Genomic DNA, 21920 nt, shown 5'->3' with positions numbered 1-21920 from the left:
GACGCCGCCGACCGGGCGAGACGCCGCCGACCGGGCGAGACGCCGCAGGATCAGGAGGCGTCTCGCGCACACGCGCACGTCCCGCGGCGGACGGCCGTCGGCTCAGACCATCTCGGCGAGCTCGGACCGCGCACGCAGGTCCCACTTCGAGAACACCCGCGACATGTGGGCGTCGATCGTCCGCACCGACAGTCCGAGGTGCTCCGCGATCCGTCGGTTCGAGAACCCCTGCGCCGCGAGCTGGGCGACCTCGTACTCGCGCTTCGTCAGCGGCTGCGTCCGTCGGCCGGCCGTCACCGCCATCCCGCACGCGGCGAGGTCCGCCTGCACGCTGGCGATCCACCCGCGGTCACCCGAGCGCAGCGCGTCGGCGTACTGGGTGATCGCGTTCGCGAGGGGGCCGTCCACCCGGCCGGCCGCATCCTGCAGGCGGTCGAGCGACGCCGTGGTGTCCCGACCGGCCGCGACGTCCATCGCGTAGTGCAGGGCCTGGCCGTAGAGCACGTGCGTCCAGGCGCCCGAGGCGGTGCCACGGGCGATGAGCTCGTCCGCGCGGTACAGCCCGGCGGGGTTGCCGAGCAGCGCCTCGGTCCAGGCGATCGTCATCTCGATCTGGGCGCCGAGGATCCGCATGGCCCGCAGGGGAGTGGTCCGCGCCCGCTCGACGGACTCGGCGGCGGCGTCGGTCATGCCCGCGTACGCCTGCGACATCGCCAGGCGCGACCAGGCGTAGGCGGCGAACCCTCCCGGGTCGTCGACCGCGTACCGCTCGCAGGCGGCCGTGAACGCGGTGACCGCGTCGGACCACCGGCGCTGTCCGAGGGCCTGGTTGCCGATGCCGAACAGCTCGAGGGTGAAGTCGTACTTGAGGAACGGGTCCGACCGGCTGACCGGCACCTGGGTCACCATCTCGGCGATGTCGCCGCGCCAGACCTGCACCTGGTGCATGACCGAGACGATCTCACCGACGCTCCACGGCGAGTCCTCGAGGTGCACCGCGGCCGTGGCGAGACTCGCCTGCGCCAGCCGCAGGGCGTCGTCGAGTCGTCCGCCGGTGCCCAGGGCGGCCACGGCGCACGCCGCGATCGGCAGGAAGGACCGGGGGATCGCGGGGGCGTGCAGGACGCCGGTGCGCTCGATCTCCTCGCGGACCTCGGCGAAGTCACCGCCCCAGCCCAGGTGCGACAGGCGCAGGACCCGCAGCTGTTCGACGGTCTCCGGGCCCACGAACTGCATCGCGACCTCGGTCAGCGCGACGGCCGCGGCAGCGTCGTCGTCGTGGAACTGTCGGAGGTTCGCGAGGGTCTCGCACGCCTCGACCACGGCGACGTCGTCGACCTCCACCCCGGAGGTCACCAGACCCCAGGCCGCTTCGGCGTCGAGCCGGCCGGCCTCGCGCCCGCTGCTGTACCCGTGGGCCAGGGACCGCAGGCAGTGGGTCCGCACCCGGTCGGTCGGGGTGAGGCCGGCGTCGGGCCCCGCGCTGAGGGCTGCGGTCGTCAGGGCGATGGCGCTCTCGTGCTCCTGCAGGCCGCCGGCGACCCGAGACGCGTCGAGCAGTTGGTCCACCGGGGGCACGATGCCGCACTCCAGCGCCCAGAGGGTCGAACGGAGCCGGGCGGCCGGCGGCGCACCCTCGGGACGGTCGGTGCGGAACGCGTTCGCCCGGGCGAACAGGGCCGTGCGTCGGGCCACGGGCACCAGGGCGCGGACGACCTCACCGACCAGCGGGTGCGAGGAGCGTGCGACCGGACTGCCGGTGTCGGTCGAGTCGATCCGGACGAAGCCGAGCCCCACCGTGCGGTCGAGGTCGAGCCCGTCCACCAGGGCGATCAGCCGGGACAGCGGGATCGGTTCGGCCAGGGCGACGATCTCCACGACGTCACGCAGGTCTCCGGGCAGTGCCCCGAGCTCGGTGCTGTACATGTCGGCCAGGCTCAGCGACGCCGTCACCCGGCCGCGCCAGTACCAGCTGAGGGCGGTGTGCTCCAGCGCGCCGGAGGACAGACCGGCCCGGACGACCTCGCGCAGGTACAGCGGGTTGCCCTGCGTCGCACGGTGCACCTGCTCCACCGATGCCGGTTCGAGCGGAGCCCCGAGGGCGGACTCGACGAGGGACGAGGTCTCGGCCAGGTCGAGCGGTTCCAGGTCGATGCGCTCGAGCAGGTCGTCCTGCCACAGCGCACGCAGGGGTTCGGCGAGTGCGGTGAAGTCCCGGCAGGTCAGGACGAGGCGCGCGTGCTGGTCACGGACGAGCCAGGCGACGTAGCGGGCCGAGAGCGCGTCGAGCAGGTCGGCGTCGTCGACCCGCAGGAGCAGGTCCCGGCCCTCCGCCTCGGCCGCGTCACGAAGGCGCGCCTCGGCGGGGACGGGTTCGGTCAGGTCGTCGCCCAGGACGTCCCCGAAACGGTCGGACACCGCGCCGAAGGGCATCGACGACCCGGAGGCGACCGCGGTGATGGGCACGACGAGCGGGTCCGCGTCACGCTCCTGCGCGGCGACCCGGTCGGTGACCCGGGCCGCGACGGTGGTCTTGCCGAGCCCGGCGGTCCCGACCAGGGCGACGCTCCAACGGTGTTCCCCGACGACGGCGACGGCCCGGTCCTCTTCGTGCCGGGTCATCACGGGCCAGGACAAGCGGGCGGGGGCGGTCGTCGGACGGCGGTCGCTCGACGCGGTCCCGTCGATCATCGCGCACCTCCGTCCTCGATACTGCTCGGTAGTGGACCATCATCTCGCGTCCAGCGGACGAACTGCCGGGCGTGGCTCCTCCCAAGGTGGGGGACAATGGGGACGTGAGCAACACCGATCGACCCGATGAGCGCCCGGTGCCGGCGCCCAACGCGGTGACCAGCCCGGACCAGGTCACCATCCGGCGCGCCCCCCGCTTCAGCGTCTTCATCCTCGGCGGGGCCGTCCTCGGCTTCTTGGTGACGGTGGTCGTCGTCGCGCTCACGATGAGCATCGACCGGGGGGACCAGCAGGAGACCACCGGCTTCGCGGGGCTCGTCGGCTACTTCAGCCTGTACGGCATCTCGATCGGCATGCTCGTCGGCGCCGTCATCGCCGTGGTGCTCGACCAGGTTTCGTCCCGCCGTGCAGCCCGGCTGACGGCCGAGCGCGTGGCGGTCGACCCGGCACCCGAGACCGTCGACGGCGAGCTCGAGGAGCACGACGCCCCGGCCGCCCCGGCCGCGACCGATCCGGCCCCCGACGACCAGGCACAGCCGGAGCGCTGAGGCTGCGCTCGCAGACGCGACCCGAGAACGGACTGGAGGCCCGTCACCAGGTGGTGACGGGCCTCCAGTCCGTTCCGTGCGGACGTCCGCAGCGGCGTCAGCTGAGCTGGTTCGCCTCGACCCAGGCGAGGTACTCCGGCGACACCGAGCCGGTCACGTACTCGCCGGTGAAGCAGCTCATCTCGAGGTCCGTGACGTCGGAGCCCTCGATGATCGCGTCGCGCATGTCGCCGATCTCCTGGTAGATCAGGTGATCGCTGCCCAGGACGCGGTTGATCTCGGGGATCTTCCGGTCGTGGGCGATGAGCTCGGCGCGGGTCGGCATGTTGATGCCGTACACGTGCGGGAACCGGACAGGCGGCGCGGCGCTCGTGAAGGTGACCTCGTTCGCACCGGCGGCCCGCGCCATCTCGACGATCTCGCGGCTCGTCGTGCCGCGCACGATGGAGTCGTCGACGATCAGGATGTTCTTGCCCTTGAACTCGGACGACATCGCGTTGAGCTTCTGACGGACCGATCGCTTGCGCTCCGCCTGCCCCGGCATGATGAACGTCCGGCCGACGTAGCGGTTCTTGTAGAAGCCCTCGCGGTACTCGATGCCGAGCTTCTGCGCGACCTGCATCGCTGCGGGCCGGCTGGAGTCCGGGATCGGCATCACGACGTCGATGTCACCGGTCGGGGCGTACTGCTCGATCGTGTCCGCCAGGCGGTTGCCCAGGCGCAGACGGGCGTCGTAGACGGAGATGCCGTTCATCACGGAGTCCGGACGGGCCAGGTAGACGTACTCGAACGAGCACGGGACCAGGCGCGGGTCCTTCGCACACTGCCGGGCGTGCATCGTGCCGTCCATCTCGATGAAGACGGCCTCGCCCGGGGCGACGTCGCGGACGATGTCGTAGCCGCCGGACTCCAGCACCAGGGACTCGGACGCGACGACCCACTCGCTCTTGCCGGCGTCGTCGAACCTGTGGCCGAGGATGAGCGGCCGGATGCCGTACGGGTCGCGGAACGCCAGCAGGCCGTGACCCGCGATCGTCGCGATCGTGGCGTACGACCCCTCGACCCGCTCATGCACGCGCTCGACCGCGTCGAACACCTGCCCGGGGTCCAGGTGGGTCCCGCGGACCTGTCCCTGCAACTCGTGCGCCAGCACGTTCACGAGCAGTTCGGTGTCCGAGGTCGTGTTGAGGTGCCGACGGTCGATGTCGAACAGCTCGCGGGTGAGTTCCCGCGTGTTCGTCAGGTTGCCGTTGTGCACGAGGACGATGCCGTACGGCGCGTTCACGTAGAACGGCTGGGCCTCTTCCTCGTTCGCGGCGGCTCCGCGTGTGGCGTACCGGACGTGGCCGAGGCCCATCGTCCCGAGGAGTGCACGCATGTCACGGGTGCGGAACCCCTCGCGCACGTGACCGCGGGTCTTGTGCATGTGGTGCACGTGACCGTCGACCGTGGCGATGCCCGTGGAGTCCTGTCCCCGGTGTTGCAGCAGGAGCAGTGCGTCGTAGATGGATTGGTTTGCTGGCCCCTGATTGACGAGGCCGACGATGCCGCACATGCGCGGAGTGCTCCAGACCGTAGGATCGGGTGGTACCCAACAAGTCTGCCATGCCCCGCGGAGGACGACGTATGCCCAACCCCTACGCCGAGGCCGGCGTCGACACCGCTGCCGGTGACCTGGCCGTCGAGCTCATGAAGTCCGCCGTGTCGGCGACGCACAACGCGTCCGTCCTGGGCGGGGTCGGCGGCTTCGCCGGTCTGTACGACGTCTCGTTCCTGAAGGACTACGAGCGGCCGCTCCTGGCCACCTCCACCGACGGCGTCGGCACGAAGGTCGCGATCGCGCAGGCGATCGACAAGCACGACACGATCGGGCTGGACCTCGTCGGCATGGTCGTCGACGACATCGTCGTGGTCGGCGCGACGCCGCTGTTCATGACGGACTACATCGCCTGCGGCCGGGTCGTCCCGAACCGCATCGCCGACATCGTCGCCGGCATCGCCCGCGGCTGCGCGGCCACCGGCACCGCCCTCGTCGGCGGCGAGACCGCGGAACACCCGGGTCTGCTCGGACCGGACGACTACGACGTCGCCGGTGCCGCGGTCGGCGCGGTCGAAGCGGACTCTCAGCTCGGCGCGCACCTGGTGCAGGACGGCGACGTGGTCATCGCCATCGAGTCCTCGGGGCTGCACTCCAACGGCTACTCGCTCGTGCGGCACATCCTGAACCAGCGGGGCATCGGCTACACCGACACGCTGCCGGAGCTCGGCGGCCTGGTCGGCGAGGCCCTGCTCGAGCCCACCCGCCTCTACACGACCCCGCTCCTCGAGCTGATCGACGGGCACCCGGGCGACGTGCACTCGCTGTCGCACGTCACCGGTGGCGGCATCGCGGCGAACCTGGCGCGCGTGCTGCCCGTCGGTTCGTGGGTCGAGGTCGAGCGTTCCACCTGGCAGCCGCTCCCGGTGTTCCGTGTGCTCGCGGACCTGGCCGGCACGGCGATCGAGGACACCGAGGGCACCTGGAACCTGGGCATCGGCATGTTCGCGGTCGTCTCGGCGGCGTCGGTGGACGGGATCACCGCGACGCTCCGGTCGGCCGGGCTGCCCGCGTGGGCGGTCGGCACGGTGTCGATCGGCACGCGCGACCTGACCGGGTTCGAGCAGGGTGCGAAGGGCGTCGACGGCGGGGCCGTTCGGCTCGTCGGGTCCTACGCGGGCTGACGCGCCGGCCGCGGTTCGGCCGAGGTTCGTCCGTACTCGAGGTCGCACGACGTGCCGTCCGCGCGACGCCGAGGTCGCACGATGTGCCGCCTCGGGACCGCCGGCGCGGCAGTTCGTGCGACCTCGGCGCCGCCCCGCCCCGCCCCGCCCTCGGCGGCGCGCCGACAACGACGAACGCCGCGCTGCCCGGAGGCGCGCGGCGTCTTCGACCGAGAGGTCAGGCGGACTTGTTCGTGTCCGTCTGGTTCTCGAGGTCACCTTCGTCGCCGAACTCGTCGGCCCACCGGTCGACGTAGTCGGGCTCGTCCGACTGCTGTGCGACGGAGAGTTCGCGTTCGAGAGCACCGTAGTTGGTGTCCGGGCTGAAGTACTTCAGCTCCCGGGCGACCTTGGTGTGCTTCGCCTTCTGACGGCCGCGCCCCATGCGTGACCCCCTCTGTGTCGGCTCGTGTCCGGTCTCGGCGGGCGTCGAGTGCGCACCCGGGAAGAACAGACGGTTCGTGGTTTGAAATCTGTCGGCCACTTTACCATGTACCCCGTTGCCGACTTCGCCCGGCGCGTCCCGAGCACAGCAGAATCGAGGGTGATGATCCGCGCAGCAGAACGAGTCCGCGTCGTCGTGATCGGTGCTGGTCAGGCCGGACTCTCGGTCGCCTGGCACCTGCAGCGTGCGGGACTGGTCGCGGGTCGCGATATGGTGGTCCTGGACCGCGCTCCGGGGACGGGAGGCGCGTGGCAGTTCCGGTGGGACGCCCTGCGGCTCGGCATCGCCCACCGGGTGCACGACCTGCCCGGCATGCACGAGATGGGTCTCCGTTTCGACGACGCCGACCAGACGCGGCCGGCCCGGGAGGTCGTCGCCGAGTACTACCGCCGCTTCGAGGAGCACCACGACCTCCGGGTGCGCCGGCCGCTCGCCGTCACGGCGGTCCGCCACGACGACGGAGGCGCCGCCCTGGTGGTCGAGACCCGTGACGAGCAGGGCACCGCGGGGGCGATCCGCGCCGAGGTGGTCGTCAACGCTTCCGGCACGTGGGGCACCCCGTTCGTGCCGTGGGTCCCCGGCCGCGACGAGTTCCGCGGCCGACAGCTCGACACGACGGGCTACCGCGACGCGTCGGACTTCGCCGGGCAGGACGTCGTGGTCGTCGGCGGCGGGACCAGTGCGATCGGGTTCCTGCTCGAGCTCGACGGCGTCGCCCGTGCCACGCGGTGGTTCACGCGGCGGCCCGTCGTCTGGTCGGAGGACCCGGCCCTGGCGGTCGGCGCGGCGGTGGCGGCGGTCGAGGACCAGGACCGCGCTGCGCGGGCGGGCCGGACACTGCCGAGCATCGTCAGCGGGACCGGGCTGCCGGTGTCCCCGAGGATCCGGAGCGGACTGGCGCGGGGGCTGCTCGGAGCTGAGCCGATGTTCACGCGGCTGGAGGAGGACGGCGTCCGGACCGAGTCGGGCGAGCACGTCCACGCCGACGCCGTGATCTGGGCCACGGGCTTCCGGGCGGACCTGCGGCACCTCGCACCGCTGCACCTCAGGACCGAGGCGGGCGGGGTCGTCGTCGAGGACGGGCGTTCCACCGCCGAGCCGCGGCTGTTCCTCGCCGGCTACGGACCGCAGGCGTCGACGATCGGCGCGAACCGTGCCGGCCGGCGGATCGCCCGCCAGGTGCTGTCGGTGCTGGACGACGCGGGTCCGGCGCGGCGACGCGTGGGCGGCTGACCTCCGCGGGTCGGGCGCTCCACCCGGCTCCGGCGGTCAGGCCGCCACCGGCCCACGACGCCCCGCGGCGACTGCCCGCGGTCTGTCAGCGGGACGCACGTCGGCGGCCCGCAGAACTGCGGACCGCCGTACCGCAACGACTGTTGCTCAGGAAGAAGCGCCGCGTCCGGTCTTCTCCTGCAGGCGCTCGATGTGCTCCGACGCCTCGGCCTTGGTGAGGTCGGCCGACAGCTCCTCGCCGGCTTCACGGGCGAGGGTGTCGAGGTAGCTGCGCTGCGGGCCGGTCATCGGCTCGTCGCCGGTGACCCACTGCTCGGGGTCCTTGCTCGCGGTGGTCGAGGGGTCCGGGCGTTCTCCGCCGAGGGTCTCCGGCTGGTTCTGGTCTGCATCACTCATGCCCCGGACCGTACGCCGCACCCCCGACCAACGGCGCAGCACGACGTCCCCCGCAGGCCGTGAGCGGACAACGGGCACCGGACGACTCAGACGGGCGTCGCCGTGTACCGGACCAGATCGCCTCCGGCGTCGCTCGCCGCGACCGGGACGACCCGCCCGTCCCGCTCGATCCAGAGCGTGTTCGCGGGCTCGTCGAGTCGGTCGACACGGTGCAGCGACCCGGTGAGCAGGACCGACGCCGTGACCCGCACCCGTCCGGACGCCGGACACGGCGGCAGGCCGGGGACGTCGTCGGCGTACACCGGGTACTCGCCCGGGGACAGCACGGGGGTGACGGGCGTCGTCACGATCTCCACCCCGGACGCTCCGGTGGACGTGTCGGTCACGCCGGACGACACGACGACGAGCCGGACCACCTGGTCCATCGGCAGCGGCACGTCGGCCTTCGGCGCGTCAGCAGGACCGGCCAGTGCGCGGAACGCGGGCCGACCGTCGGCGGCGAGGTGCGCCTCCCGGCCGTCGATGCGGACGCGACCGCGTCCCCGTGAGTCGGCGTAGACGCCCGGCTCGAGCCCGGACCTTCGGGCTTCCAGGAGGCTCACCACGACCCGGTCGGGTCGGTACCAGTCGCGGAGCGTGGCCGGGTCGACCCAGCCGATGCTCGCGACCCCGCGGGCGAGCTCGGCGGAGTCGTCCGCGGCACGCTCGTCGAGGGCGCCGAGGGGGTGCTCACCGCGCACGGCGACGAGCCCGTCGTAGCGGCCGTCGGGCGACACGGGAGGCTCGTGGTCGAGCACCTCGACGCGCTTCGAGACCTTGCCGCCGTGTCCGTCGAAGGTCGCGAAGGTGCGCAGGGCCTCGGGAGCGGTCGTCATGGGGTCACATCGTACGACCGGGTACCGTCACGCATCGTCATCGTGCGGACGGGGGACCGGCGGCGCGGCGGCGACCAGGGACCGGACCTCGCCGGTGCACAGTGCGGGGTCGACGCCCTCGGCGGGGCCGGCCGGGCGGGTGGCGCGTCGGGAGGCCGGTGACGGCTGGTGCGCGAGCCGCTGCGGTTCCAGGCTGTTGCGCTGGGCGGAGCGGACCAGGCGGTCCTCCTCGGCCTCCGAGCGGAAGACGCCGTGCGGGGATCGCCGCAGTGGCGGCCGGACGGGCTCGCCACGTCGGTCCTGACCGGGGAAGGGCCGGGAGCGCTTGCCGTACAGCAGCTCGGACGAGTCCAGCAGCCACGGCACCAGCGCGACGGTGACGCCGTGCGTGAGCAGCAGCTTCCGGCGGATGCGACGACCGCGGTGGTTGTGCAGCATCCCTTCCCACCAGTGGCCGACGATGAAGAGCGGCGTGTACACGGTGACGACCTCTGAGCCGTGCTCGAGCCGGTGCGCCTTGATGTACTTGATCAGCGGCATCGAGATGTCGCGGTACGGGCTCGGCACCATGACCAGCGGGACCTCGATGCCGTGCTCGGCCCACTGTTCGCGGAGTCGGGCGGCGTCGGCGTCGTCGATGGCCACGTGCACCGCCTCGAGCCCGGCGTGCTTCGCGGCGATGGCGTAGTCGAGGGCCTTGAGGACCGGCTTCTGCAGCTTGTTGACGAGCACGATCGCGTGGTCACCGGTCGCGCCGAACTCGGTCTCGACGTCGGCCTCGATCTCGTGTGAGACGTCCCGGTAGTAGCGGTTCACGCCGAGCATCAGCACGAACAGCACGGGCATGATCACGAAGACCAGCCAGGCGCCGTGCGTGAACTTCGTGATCGTGACGATGACGAGCACCACGAAGGTGAAGGTCGCACCGATCGAGTTGATGGTCAGGCTCCGGAGCACCTGCCCACGGTTCACCGGCTCGTCGGCGGTCCCGGCACGGTCGGCGCGGAGCAGGGTCACCCAGTGCTTCACCATGCCGCTCTGCCCGAGCGTGAACGACACGAAGACGCCGATGATGTAGAGCTGGATCAGGCTCGTGACGTTCGCCCGGTAGACGATGAGCAGCGCGGCGGCGACGAGCGCGAGGACGATGACACCGTTCGAGTAGATCAGGCGGTCACCGCGGGTCGACAGGGCCTTCGGGGCGTACGAGTCGCGGGCCAGGATCGAGCCGAGCAGCGGGAAGCCGTTGAACGCCGTGTTCGCCGCGAGCAGCAGCACCGCCGCGGTCGTCGCCTGGATGACGAAGAACAGCACCGAGTTGTTGCCGAACGTCGCCGCCGCGATCTGCGCGATCAGGGAGCGCTGCGGGGTGGTCGCACAGTCCGCGAAGCCCTGCAGGTCGCAGGCGCTCTCGGCGTAGTGCACGCGTGAGACCAGTGCGAGCGTGATGAGTCCGATGAACAGGACGATCGCGATGCCGCCCATGAGCACGAGGGTCTGCTGGGCGTTCTTGATCTTCGGGCGGCGGAACGCCTGCACGCCGTTCGCGATCGCCTCGACACCGGTCAGCGCCGAACAGCCGGACGCGAAGGCGCGGAGGAGCAGCAGGATGAACGCCGCCTGCGTGGTGTGCTCGACGTTCTGCACGGTGTACGCGGCTGACTCGGCGACGGGCGCGTTCCCGGCGGCGACCCGGATCAGCCCGGTGACGACCATCACGAAGACGCTCGCCACGAACAGGTAGGTGGGGACCGCGAAGGCCTTGCTCGACTCGCGGACACCGCGGAGGTTCGCGGCCGCCAGCAGCACGACGAACAGGATCGCGAGTTCGACGCGGAACTCGTTGAGCATCGGCAGCGCGGAGATGATGTTGTCCACACCCGACGCCACCGACACCGCGACGGTCATCACGTAGTCGACGAGCAGCGCGCTCGCGACGACGAGTCCGGCGCGCTCACCGAGGTTCCGGTGTGCGACCTCGTAGTCGCCGCCGCCGGACGGGTACGCCTTGATGAGCTGGCGGTAGGACGCGACGACGACGACGAGCAGCAGGACGACGAGCGCCGCCACCCACGGGGCGAACGTCAGGAACGCCATGCCGCCGAGCAGCAGGATCATCAGGAGTTCCTGGGGCGCGTACGCCACGGAGGAGAGCGGGTCGCTGGCGAAGATGGGGAGCGCCAGGTGCTTCGGCAGCAGCTGCCCCTCGAGTTTCTCGGAGGGAAGCGGGTCGCCGATCAGTCGGGCTTTCAACGACCGGGTCTCGTTGGTCACGAGCGACGAACTTACTCAATCGGTGGGCGAACGCAACACCGGAGGGCCGAACGGTATTCCGCCCTGATCGAACGCGACGCCGGGAACCCCTCCGATCCGCGACGTTGCGCGGATCTGAGGGGCTCCAGGGGCCGAGTCTGAAGGAACGGACAGGATGGGCGTCCGCTGGGCGCGAGCCGACCGGGAGGCCCGGATCGCGCCCGCCTCGTCCCGCACCGGTCAGAGGGACTTGCGCAGCGCCTCCAGGCCGTCGCGCAGCTTCTGCACCGCAGCGTCGTCGAGGGTGCCGCGTGCGGCGCGACGACGGAGGTCAGCGCGGAGCTGCTGCCGGAACACGGCGACGGCCATCTCGGCGTCCCGGAGCGACCGGACACCCGCTGCCGGCACGGCGGTCGGCTCAGGACCGGCTGCGCCACCGGAGCCAGCGGGTTCCGCGGCGGCCGCCAGGTCCGCACGGAGCGACTTCATCGCGGCGCCGACCGACGCGCGCACGCCGTCGGCGAGCGACTTGACGCTGTCGGTGACGCCGTTCTCGAGCTGCGCGACCTCGTCCGCGCGGGCGTCGAGCTCTGCGCGGCCGGCGTCGGTGATGGCGTAGACGGTCTTGCGGCCGTCGGAGGTGCCGGTGATCAGGCCGTCCTCCTCCAGCTTCGCCAGACGTGGGTAGACGGTTCCGGCGCTCGGCACGTAGGTACCGCCGAAGCGGTCGCCGAGCGCGGTGATGACCTCGTACCCGTGCATCGGGTGGTCGGCCAGCAGGACCAGCAGGTAGAGGCGCAGGTGACCGTGCGCGAAGACGGGGCTCATGCGACGGTCCCGCCCTGCTCGTCGAAGGACGGAGTTGCCGGAGCTGTCGGAGTCGTCGGCGCGGGCGGCCCGTCGGGGGCGGTCGGCGCGGTCGGTGCGGCCGACGCAGCGGGCGCGTGGCCGTGCACGATCGCCACGTCACCGGAGACCGAGTTGATGCGGATGTCGACGTAGGAGCCGGCGAGCTCGCCGTCGGTCCGCGTGTACGAGCCGCGGGTGCCGCGGATCTCGGCGTCGTCGAACTGCAGTCGGCCGGTCGCGGTGTTGATCGTGCTCGTGTACGGCGTGCCGTGCTCGAGACGGACGTCGACCGACCCGGACACTGTGTTCACCTTCACCTGGTCGGGGGAGCCGTGCAGGTCGAGGACGACCGCCGAGGACACCCCGTCCGCAGTGAAGCGGCGGATCTCGCCGGTGGCGACGACGTCACCCGAGACGGTGCGGAGCGCGACGGCGCCGACCTGGTCGCGGAGCGTGGTCGTGCCGGAGACGGCGTTGACGACGACGTCACCGATCACGCCGTCGACGACGACGTCCCCGGAGACGCTGTTGAGGGTGGCACCGCGCTCGGTACCGGAGAGCAGGACGCCGGCCGAGACGACGCCGATGTTCACCGTCACGTCCCGGGGGACCAGGATGCTGACGTCGGCTCGGGCGCCGCCGCCACGGAAGGACTTGAGGAACCCGAGGACGTCGTCCCAGCGCATCTGCGGGTGGTCGACGGTGAGGGTGTCGCCCTCGATCTCGACCTTGATGGGCTTGCCGGAGACCTGGTGGATCTCCACGCGGGCGGTGGGTTCGTCGTGCGTGACGACGTCCACCTGTCCGCCGACCAGACCGATCCGCAGTGCGCGGACGATCCCGGTGTCGATGACCTTCGGCTCGTCGATGAGCCACTTCTCCTGTGCCATGACGTCTCCCTGTCCGGACGCGATGTGTCGCGTTCTGGTAGACACGATACATCGCGTCTCGTGAGCGGTGCCAGGGTCAGTGCCGGATGCTCGACACGGGGTCAGGAACAGGCGGGGCGGGGGTCCGGCCAACGCCGGGGCTCCACGGGAACCGACGGAAGACCGCCATGAGCGGCTGGACCATCGGGCCGATGGCGAACGCGGCGACCACGGTGCCGACGCCGACGTCCCCGCCGAGCAGCCAGCCGATGACGACGACCGTGACCTCGACGCTCGTCCGCGCGACCCACAGTGGCCAGCCGAGCCGCTCGTGCAGTCCGACCATCAGGCCGTCGCGCGGACCGGTCCCGAACCCCGCGCCGATGTAGCACGCGGTCGCGACGGCCAGGAGGGCGAGGCTCGCGACGAACAGCAGGACGCGACCGAGCAAGTCGCCCGGTTCCGGGACCAGCCAGAGCACCAGGTCGGCGGCCGGACCGACGGACAGGACGTTGAGCAGCGTGCCGATCCGTGGTCGCTGGCGGAGGGGGATCCAGAACAGCAGGATCACGAAGCTCGAGGTCACGGTGACGACGCCGAACGACCACGGCAGGACGTTCTCGAGCCCCTGCGTGAGGACCGTCCACGACGAGACGCCGACGACGGCACGGACCTGCAGCGCCACCGAGGCGCCGTAGAGGAAGAGGCCCACGGCGAGCTGCACGAAGCGCAGGGTCAGGGCGGTGAGGCGGGGCATGGCTCGATGCTCGCGCAGATTGGCCTGCTGTGCGAGAGCCAATCAGGCTACCGTGGACCCATGAGCCCCGTCCTCCTCAGCGCCCGGTCCGTCGCCCTGCTGCTCCGTCACTGGCGAGCCGGATCCGACGCCGCCGCCTACGAGGCGCTCGCCGACGCCGTCCGGGTCCTCGTCATCGACGGACGCATCCCGCACGGGGCCCGTCTGCCCGCCGAACGCGGTCTCGCTGCCGCCCTCGGCGTCTCCCGCACCACCGTCGCGAACGCCTACGCGCGTCTCCGCGAGGACGGGTACCTCACCTCGCTCCGCGGCTCCGGGAGCATCATCCGCCTGCCGCTCGAAGGGCGTCCGGATCCGGAGCACCTGGCCGGCACCGTCCCCGTGGACCTGCTCGACCTCCGGAAGGCCGCCCTCCGCAGCGCGCCGGGCGTCGCCGACGCCGTCGAACGGGCGATGCGGCACCTCCCGGCGGCGCTCGCCGGGATCGGGTACGACACCGTCGGCGACGCCGGGCTCCGGGCCGCGATCGCCGACCGGTACACCGCACGCGGACTGCCGACCACATCGTCCGAGGTGATCGTCACCATCGGCGCGCAGCACGCGATCGCCCTGCTCGCGCGGGTGCTGGTCCGCCGCGGCGACCCCGTGCTGGTCGAGTCACCGACGTACCCGCACGCCCACGAGGCGCTCCGCGAGGCCGGCGGCCGACTCGTCTCGGTCCCCGTCGACGTCCGCGGCGGCTGGGACGAGGCGGTGCTCGACGCCACGATCCGCCGCTCGGCCCCGACGGTCGCCTACGTCATGCCGGAACTGCACAACCCCACGGGTGCGACGATGACCGCATCGACGCGCCGCTTGCTGGTCGAGGCCGCAGCGGCGGTCGGCACCGTCGTCGTCGCCGACGAGACGATGGGGGAGCTCCGCATCGACGGCGTGCCCTCGCGACCCCTCGCCGCCGACGCACCCGGACAGGTCGTCATGGTCGGTTCCGCCGCCAAGGTCTTCTGGGGCGGGCTGCGGATCGGGTGGGTGCGCGCCGCACCGGACCTGCTGCAGCGGCTGCTGCTGGCCCGACCGACCGGTGACCTCGGCACGCCGGTCCTCGACCAGCTCGTCGCGCGCGAGCTGGTCCCGCAGACCGCGGCCGTCCTGGAGGCCCGGCGTCACGTCCTCCGCGACGGTCGCGACGGTCTCGTGGCCGCGCTCCGGGCGCGGCTGCCGGAGTGGGACGTGCCGTCCCCGGCGGGCGGGTTGACGCTGTGGGTCGGGCTCGGGCGGCCGGTGTCGAGTGCGCTCGTGCTCGCAGCGCGGTCGGAGGGGGTGGTGCTGGCCTCCGGCGGGGTGTTCGGGCCGGACGGCGGGTTCGAGCGGTCGCTGCGGGTGCCGTTCACCGTGTCCGGCGCGGACCGGGAGCGGCTGGTCGAGGCGTTGGCGCGGTCGTGGGAGCGGGTCGGCGGGGCGGCGGTGGAGACGAGGGGGTCCGCGGCGGCGGTGGTGTGAGCCGCTTCCACTCCGCCACCGTTCGTTCCGTCCCGCTTCTCACTCTCGCGGGGGATGCGGGTGGCCCTCCCGGGTGACGCGGTGGCCGGTGCCGGGACGGGAGCATCGGGACCATGAACAGCACCCTGTCCTCCTCGTCCGCCGCACTGCCGGGTACGTCGTCCGGCTCCGCCGCCGGCGTGCCGCCGCTCGCCCGGGTCACGATGGCGCTGACGGGGGCGGTCCTGGCCGGGGTCGCGACGAGTTTCGGACAGGCGGTGCCCGGACTCGGCACGGTGTCTAACTCGGCCGGCCCGTGGTTCGTCGTCGCGGCGCTGCTGGTGCTCGCGGCGGGGGTCGGCCGCGGCGCTGGTGCCGGTGCTCGGGCTCGAGGTCGTGGCGGATGGCTGTCGGTGGCGCTGGCGATGGTGCTCGGGGTCGTGCTGCTCGAGCTCATGCACATCGGGTACTGGGCGGCCACGAACCTGCGCGGCTACGTCGACACGTTGTCGATCACGAACTTCTGGGTCGTGATGGCGGTGCCGGCCGGGCTCCTGGCGGGCGCGGTCGCCGTCGCGGCACGGTCCGCCGACGGCCGCTGGCGCGGGGCTGCGGCCGGGGCCACCGCCGCCGTCCTCATCGGCGAGGGGGTCCGCGGGTTGCTGCAGGTGGCGGCGACCACCGGCTCGGCGACGTGGATCGTGCAGATCGTGGTCGGGATCACCGTGGTCGTCGTGGGGATGGCGCTGGCCCGGACGCCGGTCGGCCGGGTGGTCGCCCTCGGGTCCGGGATCATCGGGTCGGTCGCCGTCGCCGCGGTGTACGTGGGCGTCGGCTGGGCCTGATCCCGTCCGCCGTGCCGGGCGCACTGCTCCGGCACTCCCTCCGCGAAACTGCACGTTCGTCCACAGAGTGCACTGCCGGGGCACGCGCTGACGCCACGGCTGCGAGGATCGAGACGTGCACCTCCTCTCCGTCTTCAGTCTCCGGAACCGCGCCCTCATCGCCCTCGTGACGATCGTGGTCGCCGTCTTCGGTGGCGTCGCCCTGTCGAGCCTGAAGCAGGAACTCATCCCGAGTGTCGAGTTCCCGCAGGTCGCGATCGTCAGTGCCTACCCCGGGGCCACGCCAGAGGTGGTGTCCAACGACGTCTCGACCAAGATCGAACAGGCCATCCAGGTCGTCCCGGACCTCGAGTCGACGAGCGCCACCTCGTCCACCGGGCAGAGCGTCGTCTCGGCCTCGTTCCAGTACGGCTCGAACCTGGCCAGCGCCGAGGACAAGATCCAGACCGCGGTGAACGCCCTGTCGTTGCCCGACTCCGTGCAGACGCAGATCGTCACCGGGTCCTTCGACGACCTGCCGGTGCTGCAGGTCGCGGTCTCGGCCTCCGGCAACCAGGAGCAGCTCGTCGACCGGCTGCAGGCCTCGGCGATCCCCGACCTCGAGAAGCTCGACGGCGTGCGGCAGGCCGACGTCTTCGGCAACCCGGGCCGCCGCGTCGTCATCACGCCGGACCAGGACGAGCTCGCAGCCCGCGGACTCAGCCAGACGGCGATCTCGGACGCGCTCGACGACAACGGCACGCTGATCCCCGGCGGCACGTTGACCGAGGACGGTTCTACTCTGTCCGTGCAGACCGGTGAGCGGATCGCGTCGCTCGAGGACATCCGTGACCTGCCGCTGACGAGCTCGTCGTCGGGGTCTGGTTCCTCGGCCTCCGGCGGCACGACGTCCGGCTCTGCCGGCGCCACGTCCGGTGCTGCCACCGGTGCCGGCGCGGCTGCCACCGGTGCGACGGGCACTGGTGCGACTGGTGCTGGTGCGACCGGTACGGGTACCGGTGCGGACGCGACCGGCGGGACCACGACGACGGCTCCGACCGACGGCACGGCGACCGGTGGCGCGACCACCGCGGCGACACCCACGGACACGACGCTCGGCGACGTGGCGACCGTCGCCATCAAGGAGTCCCCGCGCACCTCGATCAGCCGTGTGGACGGCGAGCAGGCCCTGACGATCTCGATCACGAAGACGCAGGAGGCCAACACCGTCGACGTCTCGAAGACCGTGCGCGACGCGCTGCCCGGCATCGAGAAGAAGATCGAGGGCGACCCGCGCTTCACCGTCGTCTTCGACCAGGCGCCCTACATCCAGCAGTCGATCGACTCCCTCGCCGAAGAGGGCCTGCTCGGCCTCGGCTTCGCGGTCATCGTCATCCTGGTGTTCCTGCTCTCGTGGCGCTCGACCCTGGTCACCGCGATCTCGATCCCGACCTCGGTGCTCCTCGCCGCGATCGGCATGCGCGCTGCGGGGTACACGCTCAACATCATCACGCTGGCTGCCCTGACGATCGCGATCGGCCGCGTGGTCGACGACTCCATCGTCGTCATCGAGAACATCAAACGGCACATGGTGCCCGGCGTCGACCGCGGCCGTGCGGTGCTCGACGCCGTGCGCGAGGTCGCCGGGGCGGTCACCGCCTCCACCCTGACCACCGTCGCGGTGTTCCTGCCGGTGGCGTTCGTCGCGGAACTCGTCGGGGAGCTCTTCCGGCCGTTCGCCGTGACGGTCACGCTGGCGCTCATCGCCTCGCTGCTCGTGTCGCTGACGATCGTGCCGGTGCTCGCGTACTGGTGGCTCCGGCCCGCCAAGGCCAAGCAGGGAACGGTCACCGCCACGGCCGCGTCGGAGGGCTCCGACCCGGCTGCTGCCGACCTCGACACCATCCGTCCGGGCTCCGAAGGGACGCTCGCCTCGGCGGGCGACCTGCACGACGCCGGCACCTCGGACCGCCTGCGCCGTGTGTACCTGCCGGTGCTCAGCTGGGCGGTCCGCAAGCCGGTCGTCGTCGTGCTGCTCGCCGTGGTCGTCCTCGGTGGCACGGTCGCCTCGCTGCCGTTCGTCACGACGAACTACCTCGGCGACTCCGGGCAGAACACGTTCACCGTGACGCAGGACCTCAAGGCCGGCTCGAGCCTCGCCGTCCAGTCCGACTCCGCGCGCAAGGTGGAGCGGGCGCTGCAGGACGTCGACGGCGTCGAGACCGTCCAGACCACCATCGGCACGAGCGGGCAGTCGATCCAGGCGGCCTTCGGTGGTGGCGGCACGGCCTCGGTCCAGTACGCCGTCACGACCGACGCGGACGCCGACCAGACGACGATCCAGGCCGATGCGCGGAAGTCGCTCAAGGGGATCGACGACGTCGGTGAGATCACCATCGCGTCCTCGGGCGGCTTCGGCGGCAGCAGTGACATCGAAGTCGACGTCACCGCGCCGACCCAGTCGCAGCTCGAGACGGCGTCGCAGAAAGTCCTCAAGACCATGCAGTCGGTCGAGAACACGACGGCCGCGACGAGCAACCTGTCGGCAGCGGAACCGTTCCTGGCAGTCCGCGTCGATCGGGCGAAGGCCGCGTCCCTGGGGCTCACCGAGACCCAGGTCGGCGGGCTCGTCGCCGCAGCGGTCTCACCGCGCGACACCGGCAGCATCGAGATCGACGACGCGACGCTCGACGTCTACATCGCCGACGCCGAGCCGCCGACCACGATCGCCGCCCTCCGCGACCTCGCGGTCCCGACGAGCACCGGCACCGCCAAGCTGACGGACGTCGCGACGGTCGAGGAGTCCGACGGCCCGACCACCGTCACCACGACGAACGCGGCCCGGACGGCCACGATCACCGTGACGCCGGACGCGTCGAACCTCGGTGCCGCCGTGCAATCGGTCACCACGGCCGTCGACGAGCTCGACCTGCCCCGCGGTGCGACCGCGTCGATCGGCGGTGTCGCCGCCAGCCAGTCGTCCGCGTTCTCGCAGCTCGGCCTGGCGCTCGTCGTCGCCGTGCTGATCGTCTACGTGATCATGGTCGCGACGTTCCGCAGCCTGCTGCAGCCGCTGATGCTCCTGGTGTCGGTGCCGTTCGCCTTCACCGGTGCACTGCTGCTGCAGATCATCTCCGGCGTGCCGCTCGGAGTCGCGTCGCTGATCGGTCTGCTGATGCTCATCGGCATCGTCGTGACGAACGCCATCGTGCTCATCGACCTCGTCAACCAGTACCGGCGACGAGGACTCCGGGTCCGTGACGCCCTGCTCGAGGGCGCGACCCGTCGTCTCCGGCCGATCCTCATGACGGCGACCGCGACGATCTTCGCGCTGCTGCCGATGGCGATCGGGCTGACGGGGAAGTCGGGCTTCATCTCGCAGCCGCTCGCCCTCGTCGTCATCGGCGGTCTGGTGTCGTCCACGCTGCTGACGCTCGTGGTGCTGCCCGCGCTGTACGCCCTGGTCGAGGGTGCGCGCGAGCGTCGGGCCGAGCGGAAGTCGGCGCCAGCGCAGGTCTGACCGTCTGGCGGTCGGGAGCTCAGCGCTCGCTGGGCTCCCGGTCGGCCGGGCGGAACCACGACACGAGCGCACAGGTCAGGGTGACGAGGAAGACGAGCGCCCCGAGCTGCGCGACGACGGACACCTGGCCGACCGCGGCCCCGTAGCCGCCGAACGACACCGCGACCAGGAACGACAGTCCGAGCAGCAGCTCCACGGAGGTCCGGACACCGGTCAGGGGAGCGGCGAACGGACGCGGGGCGCGGTGGACCGGCGTCTGGGCAGAGGGTGTCGGGGCGGAGGGCGTGGAGGTCACCTCGGAAGTCTGGCGAGCCGTCCGGTCCGATGGCAGTCCCGCTCCGGGTGCCACCCGCCCGGGGGAGTCAGCGCAGGCCGGGGGAGTCAGCGCAGGCCGGCGCGGAGGAAGTTGGTCACCCGTCGGCTCATCGCCTGGTCGAGCTGCGCGATCGAGTGCGCCGACCCCTGCACCGCCACGAACCGCACCGAGACCCCGTGCGACCGCAGCGTCGATGCGAACCGCTGCGACTCCCACAGCGGGATGAACTCGTCCGTCGAGTGTCCGATGAAGAACGGCGCCGTCGCCTTCGTCACGTAGTACTCCGGCGAGGCCCGCTCGGCCGCCGGGCAGGCTCGGTAGGACGTACAGCCGAGGTAGAGCAGCTGCTTCCGTTGGAACGCCGCGGCGACCCCGTCCGGTCCGGTCGAGCGGGCCGTCAGGTCGGTCGGGCCGCTGAGGTCGACGACCGCCCGGATCCGGTAGCCCTCGGCGTACGCGCTGGACTCGTGGTCCTGCACGGCGAGCATCGCGGCGAGGTTCCCGCCGGCGCTGCCGCCGAACACCCCGACGCGTCCGGGGTCGACGTCGTACGTCCGCAGCGTGGTCTCGCGGAACACGAAGTCGAGTGCCCGACGGACGTCGTCGAGTCCGGCGGGGAAGGGGTCCGTCGGTGCCAGGCGGTAGTCCACGTTGAAGGTCACGAAGCCCTCGGAAGCCAGGTACTGGCACACCGAGCGGTACGCGGCGGTCGCCTTGTCACCGTGTGACCAGCTGCCGCCGTGGATCATCATCACCGCCGGACGTGTGCCGACGTCGACACGGTCCGGGGCCTCCGTCGGCGCAGCGGTCGGGGTCGCCGTCGGGGTGGCGGTGCTCTCCGGTGGGCTGTCGGCGGGCAGACAGACGTCGAGTTGCTGGAGCGGGTCCTGCCCGTAGGGGACGTCCTGCACGACGTCGATGCCGTGGTACCGCAACGACAGGGGGTAGATGACCGGCCCCGCGGTGACCGTCGAGTTCCGGTCGCCCGTGCCGTCCGCACTGCAGGACGCGGCGGCGCCGACGACCGCGACCGCGGCGACGAGCGCGAGCAGGAGACGACGGCCGGACTTCATCGCGAGCCACGGTACAGGGGCCGGCCGGGGTGCCAGGATGGTGGTCACACCCGCAGGAGGATCCCGTGAGCCGTCAGAAGTCCTGGAACGCCGATCCGGAACCGCTCCTCCGCGTCGGTCCCGGATTCCGACTCGACACCGTCGACCCCGACGGCACACCGGGCTTCCCCGGCCGCAAGATCGACGGGCTCGAGGCGTTGGCCGCCGGCGCCTCCCGGCTCGCGGCCTTGCAGGAGCGGCTCTGGGCAGCGGCAACGGCCGGCGACCAGCGGCGCGTGCTGCTCGTCCTGCAGGCGATGGACACCGCGGGCAAGGGCGGCATCGTCTCGCACGTCGTCGGCGCGGTGGACCCGAACGGTGTGCACTACGCGGGCTTCGGGGCCCCGACGGCCGAGGAGCGCGAGCACGACTTCCTCTGGCGCATCGAACGACAGCTGCCGAACGCCGGACAGCTCGGGGTGTTCGACCGCTCCCACTACGAGGACGTCCTCATCCAGCGCGTCCGCGGGCTGGCGGAACCGGCCGAGATCGAGCGTCGGTACGGGGCGATCGTGGACTTCGAGTCCCGCCTGGCCGAGCAGGGCACCACGATCGTCAAGGTCATGCTGCACATCTCGAAGGACGAGCAGCGCGAGCGCCTCGGCGACCGCCTGGACCGGCCGGACAAGCACTGGAAGTTCAACCCGGGCGACATCGACGAGCGTCTGCGCTGGGACGACTACCAGCAGGCGTACCAGGTCGTCTTCGACCGGACGTCGACCGAGCAGGCGCCCTGGTACGTCGTCCCGGCGAACCGCAAGTGGTACGCCCGTCTCGCCGTGCAGCAGCTCCTGCTCCGCGCCCTGGAGGACATGCACCTCTCGTGGCCCGCCGCCGACTTCGACGTCGCCGAGCAGCGACAGCGGCTCGCCGAGTCCTGACCGCTCGTCCGCTCGTCCGCTCGATGGGCCGGCACCGGCCTGGAGGTCCGGGGCTGGCTTCCCGAGGCCGGTTCGCGTAGACTCCCTCGGTCGGCCTTCGACACCGTGGCTC

18 protein-coding genes are annotated in these 21920 nt (G+C 71.8%); 7 read left to right on the top strand and 11 right to left on the bottom strand.

Translation table 11 applies throughout. From position 1 onward, the window contains the following. Window positions 1-102 precede the first annotated feature (102 nt). On the bottom strand, window positions 103-2691 hold the full coding sequence (locus DEJ31_RS04865; protein WP_110904063.1) for a LuxR C-terminal-related transcriptional regulator: 2589 nt from the start codon (window positions 2689-2691) through the stop codon (window positions 103-105). Between the two features lie 104 nt (window positions 2692-2795). On the opposite strand from DEJ31_RS04865, the gene DEJ31_RS04860 reads away from it, so the two are divergent. Continuing rightward, window positions 2796-3239 carry a hypothetical protein gene (locus DEJ31_RS04860; RefSeq protein ID WP_146236756.1) on the top strand — a complete coding sequence of 148 codons (444 nt, stop codon included), beginning with the start codon at window positions 2796-2798 and terminating at the stop codon, window positions 3237-3239. A 97-nt stretch (window positions 3240-3336) separates the two neighbouring features. Here DEJ31_RS04860 and purF read toward each other — a convergent pair whose 3' ends face one another. Beyond that, a complete protein-coding gene (gene purF, locus DEJ31_RS04855; protein ID WP_110904065.1) occupies window positions 3337-4794 on the bottom strand; it encodes an amidophosphoribosyltransferase in 1458 nt (485 codons plus the stop codon). Window positions 4795-4865: 71 nt separating this feature from the next. Between purF and purM the strand changes: the two genes are divergently transcribed. Beyond that, window positions 4866-5960: a phosphoribosylformylglycinamidine cyclo-ligase gene (purM, locus tag DEJ31_RS04850; RefSeq protein ID WP_111121308.1), complete on the top strand. Its 1095-nt coding sequence runs from the start codon at window positions 4866-4868 to the stop codon at window positions 5958-5960. A gap of 217 nt (window positions 5961-6177) precedes the next feature. Here purM and DEJ31_RS04845 read toward each other — a convergent pair whose 3' ends face one another. Next, window positions 6178-6384, bottom strand: a complete 207-nt coding sequence (locus DEJ31_RS04845; protein WP_110904067.1) for a DUF3073 domain-containing protein — start codon at window positions 6382-6384, stop codon at window positions 6178-6180. Between the two features lie 162 nt (window positions 6385-6546). On the opposite strand from DEJ31_RS04845, the gene DEJ31_RS04840 reads away from it, so the two are divergent. After that, the gene (locus tag DEJ31_RS04840) at window positions 6547-7677 is read left to right on the top strand and encodes an NAD(P)-binding domain-containing protein (protein WP_111121307.1); all 1131 of its coding nucleotides are present in this window, start codon (window positions 6547-6549) and stop codon (window positions 7675-7677) included. 147 nt (window positions 7678-7824) lie between these two features. Here DEJ31_RS04840 and DEJ31_RS04835 read toward each other — a convergent pair whose 3' ends face one another. The 6 genes from DEJ31_RS04835 to DEJ31_RS04810 all read right to left on the bottom strand — a co-directional run bounded on the left by DEJ31_RS04835 (window position 7825) and on the right by DEJ31_RS04810 (window position 13676). Next, window positions 7825-8073: a DUF3072 domain-containing protein gene (locus tag DEJ31_RS04835; protein WP_111074916.1), complete on the bottom strand. Its 249-nt coding sequence runs from the start codon at window positions 8071-8073 to the stop codon at window positions 7825-7827. Window positions 8074-8159: 86 nt separating this feature from the next. Beyond that, a complete protein-coding gene (locus DEJ31_RS04830; RefSeq protein ID WP_111121306.1) occupies window positions 8160-8948 on the bottom strand; it encodes a hypothetical protein in 789 nt (262 codons plus the stop codon). Window positions 8949-8975: 27 nt separating this feature from the next. After that, entirely contained in the window at window positions 8976-11222 is a 2247-nt protein-coding gene (locus DEJ31_RS04825) for an APC family permease (RefSeq protein WP_258366156.1), read from the bottom strand. A gap of 219 nt (window positions 11223-11441) precedes the next feature. Beyond that, window positions 11442-12029 (bottom strand): PadR family transcriptional regulator, encoded by a 588-nt coding sequence (locus DEJ31_RS04820; protein WP_111079353.1) that lies wholly within the window; start codon window positions 12027-12029, stop codon window positions 11442-11444. After that, on the bottom strand, window positions 12026-12940 hold the full coding sequence (locus DEJ31_RS04815; protein WP_111121305.1) for a DUF4097 family beta strand repeat-containing protein: 915 nt from the start codon (window positions 12938-12940) through the stop codon (window positions 12026-12028). The genes DEJ31_RS04820 and DEJ31_RS04815 overlap by 4 nt, the downstream gene beginning before the upstream one ends. Window positions 12941-13016: 76 nt before the next feature. Further along, window positions 13017-13676: a YitT family protein gene (locus tag DEJ31_RS04810; RefSeq protein WP_111121304.1), complete on the bottom strand. Its 660-nt coding sequence runs from the start codon at window positions 13674-13676 to the stop codon at window positions 13017-13019. 60 nt (window positions 13677-13736) lie between these two features. Here DEJ31_RS04810 and DEJ31_RS04805 point away from each other — a divergent pair, with 60 nt between their 5' ends. The 3 genes from DEJ31_RS04805 (at window position 13737) to DEJ31_RS04795 (ending at window position 19499) form a co-directional block, all read left to right on the top strand. Next, complete coding sequence (locus tag DEJ31_RS04805; RefSeq protein WP_111121303.1) at window positions 13737-15176, top strand: PLP-dependent aminotransferase family protein; 1440 nt, start codon at window positions 13737-13739, stop codon at window positions 15174-15176. Between the two features lie 113 nt (window positions 15177-15289). Beyond that, window positions 15290-16000: a DUF6518 family protein gene (locus tag DEJ31_RS04800; protein ID WP_110904075.1), complete on the top strand. Its 711-nt coding sequence runs from the start codon at window positions 15290-15292 to the stop codon at window positions 15998-16000. Between the two features lie 115 nt (window positions 16001-16115). Further along, complete coding sequence (locus DEJ31_RS04795; protein WP_111121302.1) at window positions 16116-19499, top strand: efflux RND transporter permease subunit; 3384 nt, start codon at window positions 16116-16118, stop codon at window positions 19497-19499. 19 nt (window positions 19500-19518) lie between these two features. Here the strand turns inward: DEJ31_RS04795 and DEJ31_RS04790 are convergent, their stop codons facing one another. Then, entirely contained in the window at window positions 19519-19794 is a 276-nt protein-coding gene (locus DEJ31_RS04790) for a hypothetical protein (RefSeq protein ID WP_110904077.1), read from the bottom strand. Window positions 19795-19880: 86 nt separating this feature from the next. After that, a complete protein-coding gene (locus DEJ31_RS04785) occupies window positions 19881-20888 on the bottom strand; it encodes an alpha/beta hydrolase (RefSeq protein WP_111121301.1) in 1008 nt (335 codons plus the stop codon). A gap of 65 nt (window positions 20889-20953) precedes the next feature. Here DEJ31_RS04785 and DEJ31_RS04780 point away from each other — a divergent pair, with 65 nt between their 5' ends. After that, window positions 20954-21808, top strand: coding sequence for a polyphosphate kinase 2 family protein (locus tag DEJ31_RS04780; protein WP_111121300.1), 855 nt, complete (start codon window positions 20954-20956; stop codon window positions 21806-21808). Window positions 21809-21920 lie beyond the last annotated feature (112 nt).

The sequence above is a fragment of the Curtobacterium sp. MCPF17_031 genome (assembly GCF_003234035.1).
In the GTDB taxonomy this organism is placed as follows: Bacteria; Actinomycetota; Actinomycetes; order Actinomycetales; family Microbacteriaceae; genus Curtobacterium.
Note: the sequence above shows the minus strand (reverse complement) of the source record. Positions and strands in the feature narration are given on the sequence as shown.